Genomic DNA, 14,558 nt, shown 5'->3' with positions numbered 1-14,558 from the left:
TAATTTTGTCTACACTCAGATATTATCATGTTTCAGATCGTAGGTTCAATAACGGTTTAATCGAAAAATAAAACGCCCACCGAGAACGGTGGACGTTTTCCTTAGTTGACTTCGAAGGTAGAGGTCAGTTCAGATGTCATTCCGGACCAATTGGTCGCCTGAATCACGACTTTGTAGGTGCCGGTGACACCACTTGCATTGACACCGTACCAAGAAAACACTCTGTCTTTGGATTGGAATTCAAACGGAATATCCGGGTCATCATGATCAATGAGTCTTGCATTTAAAGTTCCATCCGGATTGTAAATCTGGGCTTCCAAATGCCCATAACCGGAATTGTTGCACGTGATCTTGAGCGGAACATTGCTGTTCAGATGATAGGGAACTTGGTCAAAAGTCAAATTGGAGAGTATAGGCGCGTGGTTCTCCACAAAAATAGACGACCCTGTTGCACTGCGGTTCCCCGCAAGGTCTGTTCCCTCCAGCATGATAGAGTAGAGTTCATCCGGTACGAGATTCCCGTTATCATCCAAACCATCCCAATTGAAACTGTACGTTCCCGCAGCGTGCGGACCTCCTGCATAGATCGTTCGGATTACTTGAACCGTGTGCTTATCGGTAATGTAGACTTTGAGGGAATTGACGCTTTCCTCGAGTGTAAACGACACAGGAGTCGGTCTGACCAAAGGAGTAAAGTGCTGTTCAAATTGGTATCTGAAGGACGGGAACACATTGTCTAGCTGAATCGTGCCTTTTGCCGATTCGGACGTCCAGCCATCTGATGTCGTCGCAGTCAGCACATAGGTGTAGGTTCCATCGACGAATGGAGTGCCGGTCGAGGGATTTTTCCCATCCCATTTGACCGTGTGTACACCCGCAGTCGTGGGTACGGCGTTCATCAGACGTTGAAGTAACGATCCTGAGGCGTTCAAAATGTCAAGTTCGACATTCGCGTCCTGCGACAACGTGTACGTAATTGTGGAAGTCGATTGGCGATTGATCGCGGCAGGTTCAGCCGACACGTTTGTAATCTGAGGAGCTCGATTGACCGCCTCAAAAGTTCCTGTCACTTCCGGTGATACGTGGCCTGCCATGTCGGTCACATTGATTTTGTAGGTGTAGATTCCATCCGGCACGAACTGAGACGACTCATCTCGTCCTGTCCACTGGGCGACTTGTTTGCCCGCCGAAACATGGCCTTGGAAGACAGTCTTCACAAGCATACCGCTTGCGTCGAAAATTTCCACGTTCACGTTCGCTTCTTCCCCCACTGTGTAGTCCAGTTGGGCGTTCTCTTGCGTAAATTTGAACGGATGCATGTAGACATTCGTCACAGATGCCGGACCTCTATCTGCCCTGAATAGGATCGACGTAGGATTCGCGACCCAACCGACTGTATCGGTGGCGGTGAGTTTCGCCGTGTACAGGCCATCCGGAACGAGGACTCCGGAGGAGTTTTTGCCATCCCAAGTCACGGTGTTGGCTCCCGCGCTTTTGGCTGCGTTGCTTTCGAGAGTTTTCAAGAGCGTACCCGAGCTGTTGTAGAGGGCCGTTGTCACTTTCGAGTTTTCGCTGAGGGAGTATCCGATGACGGCATTCTCGGAACCGGGCACGAAGATCACCTGCTGCGTGTCTGTCGGCGTTACGACCGGAGCTGCACTGTCAGTTGTGATCGTGCCTAACACTTCTGTAGAAACGTTGCCAGCCCGATCGGTTGCTTGGGTTTTGATGGTATAAGTTCCGTCTGCCACGATGAAACCGGCATCGTTTTTGCCGTTCCATGCGAAAGATTTCGCTCCAAAGGTTTGCGGGCCAGTGGTAAGCGTGCGAACAATCCAACCGTTGGCATCACAGAGTTGTACGTCGACATTGGCATCCTCCGACAGCGTGTACGAGAGAGTCGTCGTCGCGGTGCCTGTCACTTTGAACGGATTGGAAGAAACTTTGACTGCTGTAATTTGTGCGGCACCTGATTCTGCCTGTGTAGTGGCCGTGACCGGTACTGACGTGAACCCGACAGCGTCTGTTGCCGTGATTTTCACGGTGTATGTACCATCCGGCACGAGGACACCGGATGCGTTTTTTCCATCCCATGTCACGTTGTTGTCGCCTGCAGTTTTGCTGACTGCACTCTCGAGTGTGCGGACGACCGTTCCTGCGCTGTTGGTGATCGTGGTCGTCACTTTGGCAGATTCCGAGAGCACGTAGGAAATCGGCAAGAGCTGGGAACCCGGTACGTAGGTTGCTCCGACAGTGAGCAGCATGACGTTCGGCGTCGTATTGTCGGTGGTGATCGTGCCGATTGCTTCCACGCCCGCTTTGCCGGTCAGATCGGTGGCGTTGATTTTGTAGGTGTAGGTTCCGTCCACGACGAGATCTCCGGCTTCGCTTTTGCCGTTCCAGGTCACCGATTTGGCTCCGTAGGTGACGAGACCGTTGACGAGCGTGCGAACGAGCCTGCCGTCTGCGCCGTAGATTTTTACGCTGACGTTGGAGTCTTCGGAAATCGTGTACGAGATCGTAGAGGTGCTGGTTCCCGTGACTTTAAACGGGTCGGTCGAGTCTTTGACCGCCGTGAGCACCGGCGCCCCGGTTTCCGTCTTGGTGGTCCCCGAGGTAACAGGTGAAGTGAACCCGACTGCGTCGGTTGCGTTGACTTTCACGGTATAGGTTCCATCGGGCACGAGGACGCCGGACGTGTTTTTGCCATCCCACGCCAAAGAATTCAGTCCCGCTTGCTTCGCGACGGAGCTTTCCAGTGTCCGAACGACAGTCCCTGCTGCGTTGGAAACGGTGGTCGTGACTTTCGCGTTCTCTGACAGCTCATAGGAAATCGGCAACGTGCTTTGACCCGGCGCAAACGCATCTCCCACGTTGAGCGACGAGACCGTAGGTGCGGTTTTGTCCGTGGTGATCGTACCCGTCACTTCTGTTGCTTGGTTGCCGTAGGAATCGGTTGCGTTGATCTTGTATGTGTACAACCCGTCGTCGACGAGAACTCCGGAGTCGTTCTTGCCGTTCCATGTCACCGATTTGGTGCCGATGGGAAGTCTTGCGTCCACCAGCGTGCGAACGAGGAGGTTGTTTTTGTCATAGATCTTGAGTGAAACATTCGCAGCCTCGGACAACGTATAGTTGATCGTGCTGTTCGTCGTGCCCGTCACTTTGAACGGGTCCGGCGTGTCCGAGACGGCTGTGATCGAAGGAGCCGACCGTTCAATCGTCGTGGTGCCGCTCACCGCCACGGCGTTCAGTCCTGCGAGGTCGACGGCGGAGATTTTATAGGTGTAGACCCCGTCCGGCGAGAGCACGTTGGAGGAGTTCTTGCCATCCCAAGTCAGCGTGTTGGTGCCTACACTCTGCTGAACGTTTGAAGCGAGCGTTTTGACCAGCGTGTTGCTGCTGTTGTAGATGTTGACGGTGACTTTCGCCGTCTCGGAGAGGGAGTAGCTCAAATTTACATGGTTCGTCCCCGTTGGAGCGAACAGGCTTTGATCTACGCTGTTGCCCGAGATCACCGGAGCCGTTCGGTCGATGGTGATGAGATTGGTTTGCGGAGTCGCGGTGGTACCTGCCGCGTCTGCAGCGGAAAGTTTATAGGTGTAGACGCCGTCTGTGACGAGTTGCCCTGCGTCGTTTTTGCCGTTCCATGTCGTCGACTTGGAACCGGCTGTCGTGGAGACGTTATTCAAAACCGTGCGTACGATGTTCCCGTCTGCATCGAGCACGACGAGCGTGACGTTGGCCGCCGTTTTCAGGCTGTAGGAAATCGGAGTTGTATTCGAACCGGTCGCTGCAAACGGAGTCGTTGCAACACTCGTCAACGTAAGTCCGATTGTCGAAGTGTCGGCGGGACTCGTCGCAGCATACACCGCGACCGGATAGGCCATCGGCGCGACCGCCAACCAACCGGATGTTGCCACGGCCACGCCGAGAGTCAACGCCTTCAGACGCGCTTTGTTGCTTGGTCTTCCTTGCATCAGCATCACTTCCCTTCTTGGATCTAGCATTTTTACCATATACTAACATGAAAAAAGAGTATTATCAAACACTTATTAAACATAGAAAAAAGGTCACCTGCAACTGAAGGTGACCTTTTCCTTATTACGCGATTAAGTTCGAAAGCTTCTCGCGAGAACTTGTGAGCTTCTCGACATCCACTTTCGCGGAGAGCGCTTCGAGAATCCCGGCGAAGTACTCTTCGACTTCGGAGGAGACGCTTTGCTTGCCGTCTTGAACGGTGGTGAGCAGAGCCTGCGTGTACAGGTCTTTGAAACGGGAGCTCGCTTCGTCGAGGTAGGCTTGTACAGGCGCTTGCATCTGCTTGTCCAACGTTTCCTGCATCGCTTGCTTGCCGTTTTTCTCGAAAAAGTCTTTGGCAGATTTGAACAACCCGAGTGCTCCTTGGAAGTCCTCGATCCGATACGTCGGAAGCACTTCGTCAAACTCCGGCGACTCGAAGGAACGGGGTTGGTAGGGCTCCAGTTCCAATTTCGGCGCCGTTTGGTGAACGGCGTCCCCCATGCGGTCGCTCAGCCGCTTCGCACTGTGGTTGACATGCTTCTCGATGCGCAGACCCGTCGCCCGCATCTCTTGACCGAGCGTGTAGCCGATGTAGCGAACCAGTTCGTCGAGCGACGAGCGGAGCGCTTTTTTCAGATCGCGTCCGTCGTCTTGGAGCACGGCGGGGTTGAACGCTTCCTTGAACATGTCGCCAAAGCGGAAGAACAGGCGTTGCTTGACGTAGTAGAGCAGCTCGTCGATTTCTTTCACAACGGCCAGTTCTTCGGACGAGGTTTCGAGGGCGCGGACGCCGTCGAGCGCTTTTTGCTTCGCGGTGTCGGCGGCGAGCAACTTCTCCGCACGCACCGATTCGTCCTCGTTGGCGGTGGAGATCAGGTCGTCAAGCGTCGTGACGGCACGGCGAATTTCGGCGACCGCCGATTTGACGGCGATCTGGGTCAGCTCTTGGATCGTGAACGAGAGGAAGTCTCGCTCGAAGGCGCTGAGTCCGGAGAGCGTGAGCGCTTCGCCCGCCGGCATCAGGTCGCCTTCGATGCTGTTCGTGCGCTGGCGGTAGACTTTCTCCGCGGAGCCTGCCAGCTTGCCTTTTTCATGCAGGCGCGCAAGCAAGGCGGTTTGGGACGAGACCGGGTAGATGCGCGGTCTGGAGATTTGGCAGGCGACGAGGTTTTTGCGAACGTGATCGACGACGCCGTGCAGTTCTTCCTCGTCCTTCGCCAAGTCGGAGGCGTTGACGATGAAAAACATCTTGTCCATTTCAAACGTGTCCTTCACGCGGCCCAGTTGCGTCAGGAAGTCGCGGTCGGCGTTGGAGAACGCGTGGTTGTAATACGTGACGAACAGCACGGCGTCGGCGTTCTTGATGTAGTTAAAAGCGACTCCGGTGTGTCGCGCATTGATCGAGTCGGCCCCCGGCGTGTCGACCAAGGTGATGCCTTGGGCGGTCAGCGGGCAGTCGTAATAGAGTTCGATCCAGTCGGCGAAACAGGCTTTTTCTTCCTTGGCGACGAACGCTTTGAACTCTTTCATGTCGACGAGCAGTTCTTGGCCCAAGTGTTCGCGAATCGGGGCGAGACCTTTGGAAACGGCTTTCAAGAACGAGAAGTGCGGTTTCGCCGTCGAGAGCACTTGCGACGGGTCGAGTTTGACGATCTCGTCGAGAGCGGCGTCAAGCGACGGAGCGGACAGACCGAAGACACCGAGCGACTGCTGCACGTCGGTGGTGATGTCGCTCTCCGATTTGATCTTGACGCGGACGCTGCCGTGCGGGTATTGCTCGGTGGGCGGCAGAATTTTGTTGATCGCCGCCGTGGTCGGGTTCGGCGAAACCGGGAGGACCATCTCCCCCATCAGGGCGTTGGCGAACGACGACTTCCCTGCGGAAAAAGCGCCGAACAGCGCCACGGTGAACAGGTTTTGCTCCAAGCGGTCGGCGCGTTGGTTCATGCCTTGCGCCATCGACTTGAGGCCGGTCAATTGAGAGGTCACTTCGGCCGCCGTGCGCAGGCAGGCGGCCGTGAGACCCAGTTGTGACTTGAAATCTTCCATCGTGCGTTTATTCCCCTTGTCCGGTCAACACGCGCAGGAGGCGTGCGACGTAGTCTTGTTCCACTTGTTGGAGTTCAGCCAGTTCTTGTTGTGCGTGGGTGAGGTCTTCGGCTGCTTGAAGTTGCAGGCGCAGCATCGCGCCTTTTTCCTCCGCTTGATCCTTGGCGATGCCGACGACCATGTCGGAAAAACGCTGCACTTCTCGGCGGTAGAGTTGCTTGACTTCAGCGGCGATGTCCTTGGCGTATTGGTACATGTATTCGTCGGAGGAGAGACCGCCCTCCTTGACCACGCCGGCGAGGAAGTCCGGGCCGTACTTCACGTCGAATTGTTCGTAGACCGACTTCGCGTAGGTTTCATCGCGGATGCCGAACTTCTCCGGCACTTTGACGAGCAGTTCGCGGATGTGCCAGTCGATGTTGGCTTTGACTTTCTCGGCGAAGTCTTCGTAGAGCGCTTGCAGGCGGTTTTCGATCTCCGTTTGCGTCTTGCGTGCCGAAGCGAGGAAGCCCGCTTTGAAGCCCGGTTTGCGGCTCTTGAGGTAGTTCCCTGCGAGTTCCGTGGTTTGGAACGGCGTGATCTTGGCGTTGTCGAGCAGGGAGTTGGTTTCTTTTTTCAAGAGCTCTTGGAGGTCGAGCGGGGTTGCTTGCAGTTGTTGAAGTTGCTGGCGGGCGATCTCCGCTCCGGCGAGCAGTTCGTCGGCGTTGTCGGCCGCATCGAGACGCGCTTGCAGGGTATTGCGCGTTTCGGCGTGAATCGCCGCTTGGATTTTGCGATGTTCGTCGATGAGATAGGCGGCGGAGGACACGACGCTTTTGACCAACAGGGTGTCGCGCTCGGCGAACAGCTCGCTGATTTTCGCTTGGAGCGTTTCGAACATGTTCTCTTCGTGGTCCGGCTCGTGCAAGGTGGTGAAGAACAGACCGTCCGGCTCGATGCCCCAGTTGCCAAAGCCTTCGATGACCGAGTCGCGGTAGTCGTCGAACGACAGCTCGAAGTCCATGTGCTTGTCGATCTGGTTGACGATGAGGTACACCGGCTTGCCGCGGTCTTTGAGGGTTTTGGTGAAGGAGAAGTTCAACTCGGACTGGACGTGGTTGTAGTCCATGACGTAGAGCACGACGTCGGCGAGATGCAGCGCCGATTCGGTTGCGACTTTGTGCGCGTCGTCGGTGGAGTCGATGCCCGGCGTGTCCATGACGGACAGGTTCGGGGCGAGCAGGTCGGTCGGGTGAGCAATTTCAATCGATTCGACGGTGGTGCCGTCGACCGCGTAGTTTTTGATTTTCTCCAAGTCTTTGGCGACATCGAATTCGAGGTAGTCGCCGTCGGTGAGGTACGCGCGGGCGAAAGACTCGCCACCGCGAATTTTTACAACGTTGGCAGACGTCGGGATGGGGCTGGACGGCAGGATGTCAGCACCGAGCAAGGTATTGATCATCGTGGACTTCCCCGCCGAAAAATGTCCGCAGAAGGCGATGGAGAATTCGCCTGCGTCGAGCTTCTTGATCAAATCGCGCACCTTGGCGCCATGTACGGAATTCCCGGCACGTTCCATCTCGTCCGCGATGGTGCCCAAGCGGACGTCGAGGTTCTCGTGACGGACTTGTACTTGCAAAGTCTCTATAAAGGTCATCGGAAAAAACTCCTATCTGAATACTCCTAAATAAAACGCTTCCGTAGATGATTCTATCATGGGTTTACAAGTTACGCACGTGGGAGGGAAAACGTGAAAAAAAAACCTCCCGTGGGTCGGGAGGTTTTTCTACGAGCTTGGCGTTAGTGGTTGCCGAGCAATTGCACCTCGTAAAGTTGGAAGTTGGCGTTTCCGTTGTTCGCCGTCATGTTCAGTCGGTATTTGGTGTACGGCGTTGTGTTGGAGGTCGTGAAGTACTTGGTCACGTAGGTCGCCCAGTCGGTCACATTGGTTTGCGTGTCGAGCACGACCCATTGCGTGCCGTCAAATCCTTCGAACGTCCAGTCTTTCGGAGCGGACGTCGAATACGCGCCGGCATAGGTAAACAGCGTGTACTCCTTCACAACCGTCGGAGTTTGGAAATCATAGTCGATCGTGACCGGAGTCGCAGCGGAACCGATCCAATTCGTCCCATTGCCATTGTGGTCAAAGAGTTTGTAGCCGTTCGTCGGCGCAACACTCGTGGTGACGATCCCGGAGGGAGCTGTGTTCGAAGTCATCGTCGGGTTCACCCATTGGGTGGCGTTGTAAGGCATTGCGATGACCTCTGAGGACTTGCTCGATTCGGCAACCGCGTTCACGGCACTGATTCGGTAGTGATAGACGCGGTTGTTTTCCAGCCCGATCAGAGTCGCAGTCGTCGTGCCAACAGGAATCGTCTTGACCGGTACGTTGCCATCGTCTTGATAGATGTTGTAGTTTGTGATTCCCAATTGCGGCGTCCATTTCAACGAAACCGTTCCGTCTCCGTTTGACGTGTTCATCAACCCGGTCGGCATCGCCGGAATATCATACGATCCCAGCAATACCACCTCGAAAAGTTGGTAATTGGGAACATTGTTGACGAGATTTCCGTTGTTGTCCGTCATGTTCAATCGGTACTTGTTGTAGGGCGTCGTGTTGGTGGTCGTGAAGTACTTGGTTGTATACGTCGCCCAGTCCGACACATTGGATTGCGTATCCAACACCACCCATTTTGAACCGTCAAATCCTTCGAACGTCCAGTTTTTCGGAGCGGACGTCGAATACGCGCCGGCATACGTATACAGCGTGTACTCCTTCACAATCGTCGGGGTTTGGAAGTCATAGTCGATGGTGACAGGCTTCGTATCCGCCCCTGCCCAAGACGTCCCATTGCCATTGTGGTCAAAAAGTTTGAAGCCGTTCGCCGGCGCAACACTCGTGGTGACGATCCCGGAGGGGGCCGTGTTCGAGGTCATCGTCGGGTTCACCCATTGGGTGGCGCTGTAGGGCATTGCGATGATGTCGGCCGTTTTCGCCGACTCCCCGACTGCGTTCACCGCGCTGATTCTGTATCGATAGACGCGGTTGTTCTCAAGCCCGGTCAGAGTCGCGGTTGTCGTGCCTACAGGAATCGTCTTGACCGGTACACTGGTTTCGTCTTGGTAATCTTGATAGATGTTGTAGCCCGTGATTCCAAGTTGCGGCGTCCATTTCAGCGAAACCGTTCCGTCACCGTTTGCGGTGTCGATCAACCCGGTCGGCATCGCTGGAACGTCATAGGAACCCAGCAATACCACTTCGAATAGTTGGTAGTTGGGAACTCCGCTGGTCAGAGCGCCGTTGTTGTCCGTCATGTTCAATCGGTACTTCAAGTACGGCTTCGTGTTGGTGGTGGTGAAATACTTGGTTGTATACGTCGCCCAGTCCGACACATTGGATTGCGTGTCCAGCACGACCCATTGCGTACCGTCAAATCCTTCGAACGTCCAGTTTTTCGGAGCGGACGTCGCATACGCGCCGGCATACGTATACAGCGTGTACTCCTTCACAATCGTCGGGGTTTGGAAGTCATAGTCGATGGTGACAGGCTTCGTATCCGCCCCTGCCCAAGACGTCCCATTGCCATTGTGGTCAAAAAGTTTGAAGCCGTTCGCCGGCGCAACACTCGTGGTGACGATCCCGGAGGGGGCCGTGTTCGAGGTCATCGTTGGGTTCACCCATTGGGTGGCGCTGTAGGGCATTGCGATGATGTCGGCCGTTTTCGCCGACTCCCCGACTGCGTTCACCGCGCTGATTCTGTATCGATAGACGCGGTTGTTCTCAAGCCCGATCAGAGTGGCAGTCGTCGTGCCTACCGGAACCGTCTTGACCGGAATACTGGTTGCATCTTGGTAATCTTGATAGATGTTGTAGCTCGTGATTCCCAGTTGCGGCGTCCATTTCAACGAAACCGTTCCGTCTGAGTTGGCGGTGTCGATCAACCCGGTCGGCATCGCCGGAACATCGTACGAGCCGAGCAATTGCACCTCGTAAAGTTGGTAATTGGGCACACCGTTGACGAGACTTCCGTTGTTGTCCTTCATGTTCAGTCGGTACTTAAAGTACGGCTTCGTGTTGGTGGTCGTGAAGTACTTGGTTGTATACGTCGCCCAGTCCGACACGTTGGATTGCGTGTCCAGCACCACCCATTGCGTACCGTCAAATCCTTCGAACGTCCAATTTTTCGGAGCGGACGTCGAGTACGCGCCGGCATACGTATACAGCGCGTACTCCTTCACAATCGTCGGGGTTTGGAAGTCATAGTCGATGGTGACAGGGTTCGAATCCGCCCCTGCCCAAGACGTCCCATTGCCATTGTGGTCAAAAAGTTTGAAGCCGTTCGCCGGCGCGACACTCGTGGTGACGATGCCGGAGGGTACCGTGTTTGAGGTCATGGTCGGATTCAACCATTGGTTTGCCTCATACGGCATCGCCAAAACTTCATTGGTCTTGACCGATTCTCCAACCGCGTTGTACGCACTGATCTTGTAGTGGTAGACACGGTTGTTTTCAAGCCCGGTCAACGTTGCCGTCGTCGTCCCCGCCGCTACGGTTAGAACGGGGGTCGGATTGTTGTCTTGGTAGACGTAGTAGCCGGTGACCCCCAATTGCGAAGACCATTTCAACGTAACCGATTTGTCTGTGTTGACAGTGTTCGCCAACCCTTTCGGCGTTGCCGGAATTCCGAAATAGCCGTACATGGCGAGCTCCGCTGTGACAAGGGATGAGGCATCTCCATTGTTCGCGGTGACATTGATTCGGTATTGCAAGTACGGCAATTTATTTGGAATGGAGAACTTTTTGGTCAAAACCGAAGACTTCCAGTCCTTGATGTCACTTTGCTCATCGAGAGTGACCCACTGATAGCCGTCATAGCCTTCGAATTTCCAGTCTTTCGGGCTTTTCGTGGTGCTGTTGCTCGAGATGGAATACTCGCGAACCACAGCCGGCGTTTTGAAATCGAAGCCCAGCGTACCGCTTGATGCAGGCTGCGTGATCGCAGTTGTGTTATTGTCATCGAACGCTTGGTAGGTGGTCGCAGCAACCGGAGTCGCTGTGACTTCGCCGAGCGGTTGGGTGTTCGACGTCATCTTCGGGATCAAATCCACGATCGGTTGGTCGGGAACCGGAACCGGTTGGTCCAGTGTGATCCGCATGTCGTCTGCGTAGAACATCCCGGAGGCACCGTCCCCGTTTGCACGGATCAACGCATCGACTTGCACGAACGCCGCATCGGCGGGAGCGGCGAATACGCCGGTTTTCATCCACTGGTACCCGCTCGTCGGATCGGTTTGCACGAACGGCTCTTCGGTTTCAATTAACTTGTTGTCCTTGTCCATGAACAACAAGTACAACTGGAACTTCGAGTTGGTGAGTTGCGGGATGTTGAACATACCGCTCGCTGCATAGGTCCGGCCCGGTACGGCCGTTACGACTTGGTGCATGTGAACAAATCCCGGGTAGAGCAGATTCGTGGCGGCGATTTTCTGCGCACGATAGCCGGTATAGACCGGCGAATTCAAAACGGAGTAGCTGCCTTGGGAGCCTGCATTCACCCCGACACGCCAGATGTCGGACACGCCGTACATCCCGTTGTAGTCTTCAAACCCTGCATTGACGAGCGTGTCGCCCGTTTTGGCAAATGCAAGCTGGTCGACTGTAAACGTACCGGATGCGTCGTCTGCCGTCGCGGCGAGTCGGACGGCGATCTTGGCTTTTACAACCGTGGAGTCTGCGATTCGGATGTTCTGAAAACGGACATACCCGTTCGTCAGCTGCACTTGCTGGATCGTGTTGCTGTCAACTACAGTCCCCGCCGCATCTTGGTACTCGATGTACAGCTGCACGTTGGCGTGAACGAGACTTTCAATGTTGAAATACCCTGAGAGTTCATACTGTGACGAGGGATCGACGTCCACCGTTTGTTCAATCCCTGCCGTTTCCCCTGTCAGCAACCCGCCGACGGAAACTCGCTGGGCGTGCAATCCTTCCTTCACCGGAGAGTCCACTACTTGCAAGCCTCCGGTAGCCGTCGCGGGAACGTTGACCGTCCAACCGTCTGCCACTCCATTCGTTCCGGTGTACGTCTCAAAACCTGCGTTCACCACCGGAGTGAAAGCCGAGGCAGACGGGATCGTTCCAAATCCGGTGTATCCGATGAGACCCGCCGCCAGGGCAAGACAACTTAATACAACAGTTGATTTTCTATTTCTAACTTTGTTCACTACTCGCTCCCCTTTATAATTATTATTATTTATATGGGATATTCTAGCTATCTTGCAGAAATTTGTCAAACGATAGAAAAAACCTGAAGTCGCCGTGGCGTCCTCCAGGTTCTAGGTTCAATCGAATCAGTTCCCGATCAGTTGAATGTCGTTTTTCTTGAGCGGTGCAACCATGCCGTAGTCGGTCGAGAGTTTCAAACGGTATTTGAGATACGATTGCGAGTTGTCCAGCGTGAAGTAGCGGCGGTGTTTGGAAGGCCATTGGGTGATGTCCGATTGCTTGTCGAGCTCGACCCATTGCAAGCCGTCAAACCCTTCAAACGTCCAGTTCTTGGGCGCCTGTTTCGAATTCAGTCCCGGCTTCATCGTGTATTCGCGCACGCGGGTCGGCTTCGTGAAATCGTAGGTGATCGTCGCTGTCGGAGCGTTGCCTTGCCAATCGTTGGTGACGATCGGGTCCAGACTTTGGGCGGAGGAGTACGGCATGGCGTCGACTTCCGGCGATTTCAGAGATTCGCCCGCTCCGTTGACAGCGCTTACGTTGTAGTGATAGACGCGGTCGTTGGTCAGTCCTGTCAGCGTCACCGTCGAGGCGTCGCCGGGCAGGGTTTGGACGAGTTGCTCGTCTTGGTAGACTCTATAGGAAGTAACTCCGTTGCTCGGCGACCAACTCAGCGTCACCGTTCCATCCCCTTTGTCCGAATTCCAGACGTCAAGCGGGGTGTTCGGGCGGTCGAAGTAGCCGTTGAGGGAGACGCCGTCGAGATCGAGATAGCGGGTGTCGCCGTTGTTGGCGGTGACGTTCAGACGATATTGCCAGTACGCTTGTTTGTTGTCGAGTGTGAACGTTTTGGCCGTATCGGCCGTCCAATCGGTGACCTCAGACTGCGTGTCGAGCACCGTCCAACTTTGACCGTCGAACCCTTCGAACGTCCAGTTCTTGGCTTCCCGCGAGAGATCGACTCCCAAGCTCGGCGCAATCGCATACTCGCGGACGACGGACGGCGTTTCGAAGTCGTACACAGAAGTCCACGTACCGTCCGTGGAGACAAGGTTCGAATTGGCAGAGTTTCCGATTTGCCGATTGTTCGAGCCCAGTTTGGCGGTTGACGTGTCACTGATCGTCTGCGTCAAATCGACGACCGGCTGTTCCGGCGGGATGTAGGTATCCGACGTGACGCTCAAGTCATCCACGTAAAAAGTACCCGACCCGTTGTTCACCGTCGAACGCAGCAACGCCCACACTTGGAAAAAAGCACAGTTCTTCGGTGCCCGCGTCTTGTTCGTGACTTGCACATAGCCGTCGGTAACGGAACGCTTGTCGATATAGTCGGAGCCCAGATGCTTGTAGTTCGCGTCGTAATAGTCGATGTACAACTGAACTTTGGAACCGTTCAGCTCCGCGACGTTGAACTTGCCCGTGACGGTGTAGCTCTCTCCCGGATGCGCAGTGACGACCTGCATGACGTGCGCATATCCCCAGTAGGGCAAGCCGGACGCCGACACTTTTTGGGCGAGGGTTCCGGATGCGACGGGCGAGGTCACGACTTTTTGACTGTGTGTAGAGCCGGGGCTGTATCCGAAGCGCCACGAATCTGCGACGTCGTACATCCCGTGATAGTCTTCAAACCCCGCGTTCACCAACACATCGCCTGCCTTGTGCAACGCGATTTGGTCCACGGTAAAAGCGCCGGACGCACCATCCGCCGTCGCAAGCAAGCCCACCGAAACGCGGCAGTACACAGCTTGCGTATTCGCAACTTTGATGTTCTGGAAGCGAATGTAGCCGTTCGTTCGTTGCACTTGGTTGGTGACGTTGCTGTCCACGAGGTTCCCTTCGGCATCGAAATACTCGATCATCAACTGCATGTACGAGCGATTCAAGCTCTCGATGTTGAAGTACCCCGATACTTCATACTCTGCACCCGGTTCGATGTTGAACAACTGCTCGATGTGCGACTTTTCGAGCATGCCCATGTTGCCAAACGCAAACCGCTGCGCCTGCATCCCTTCATAGACGGGCGCCCCCACAACTTGATACCCGCCACTCGCCGTGGACGGCTGGTACCCCACCCACTGATCGGCGATGCCCATGGTGTTCGTGTACGTCTCAAACCCCGTGTTCTGCAACGTGTCTGCTCCCGCCATCCCGCTTTGCGTCAGGACGAATCCCGCGACCAACGCAAGGCCGCAAACGATCTTGTTTCTCCGTGCCATCTCAATTCCCCACTTTCACTATTATGCCAATTGCAATATACAACAATTATCATTCTTACGAAAGA

At 55.0% G+C, this 14,558-nt stretch carries 5 protein-coding genes; all 5 read right to left on the bottom strand.

Annotation, left to right across the window (positions count from 1 at the left end):
• Positions 1 to 101: 101 nt before the first annotated feature.
• The 5 genes from JJB07_RS04670 to JJB07_RS04650 all read right to left on the bottom strand — a co-directional run bounded on the left by JJB07_RS04670 (position 102) and on the right by JJB07_RS04650 (position 14,493).
• A complete protein-coding gene (locus JJB07_RS04670; protein WP_201631541.1) occupies positions 102 to 3,980 on the bottom strand; it encodes a FlgD immunoglobulin-like domain containing protein in 3,879 nt (1,292 codons plus the stop codon).
• Between the two features lie 124 nt (positions 3,981 to 4,104).
• Entirely contained in the window at positions 4,105 to 6,072 is a 1,968-nt protein-coding gene (locus JJB07_RS04665) for a dynamin family protein (protein WP_201631538.1), read from the bottom strand.
• 7 nt (positions 6,073 to 6,079) lie between these two features.
• The gene (locus JJB07_RS04660) at positions 6,080 to 7,708 is read right to left on the bottom strand and encodes a dynamin family protein (RefSeq protein ID WP_201631535.1); all 1,629 of its coding nucleotides are present in this window, start codon (positions 7,706 to 7,708) and stop codon (positions 6,080 to 6,082) included.
• A 143-nt stretch (positions 7,709 to 7,851) separates the two neighbouring features.
• Positions 7,852 to 12,276: a fibronectin type III domain-containing protein gene (locus JJB07_RS24360; RefSeq protein WP_201631532.1), complete on the bottom strand. Its 4,425-nt coding sequence runs from the start codon at positions 12,274 to 12,276 to the stop codon at positions 7,852 to 7,854.
• Positions 12,277 to 12,402: 126 nt separating this feature from the next.
• Entirely contained in the window at positions 12,403 to 14,493 is a 2,091-nt protein-coding gene (locus JJB07_RS04650) for a fibronectin type III domain-containing protein (protein ID WP_201631529.1), read from the bottom strand.
• Positions 14,494 to 14,558 lie beyond the last annotated feature (65 nt).

Source organism: Tumebacillus amylolyticus (genome assembly GCF_016722965.1).
Taxonomy (GTDB): Bacteria; Bacillota; Bacilli; order Tumebacillales; family Tumebacillaceae; genus Tumebacillus; species Tumebacillus amylolyticus.
This window is presented reverse-complemented; position numbering and strand designations above follow the sequence as displayed.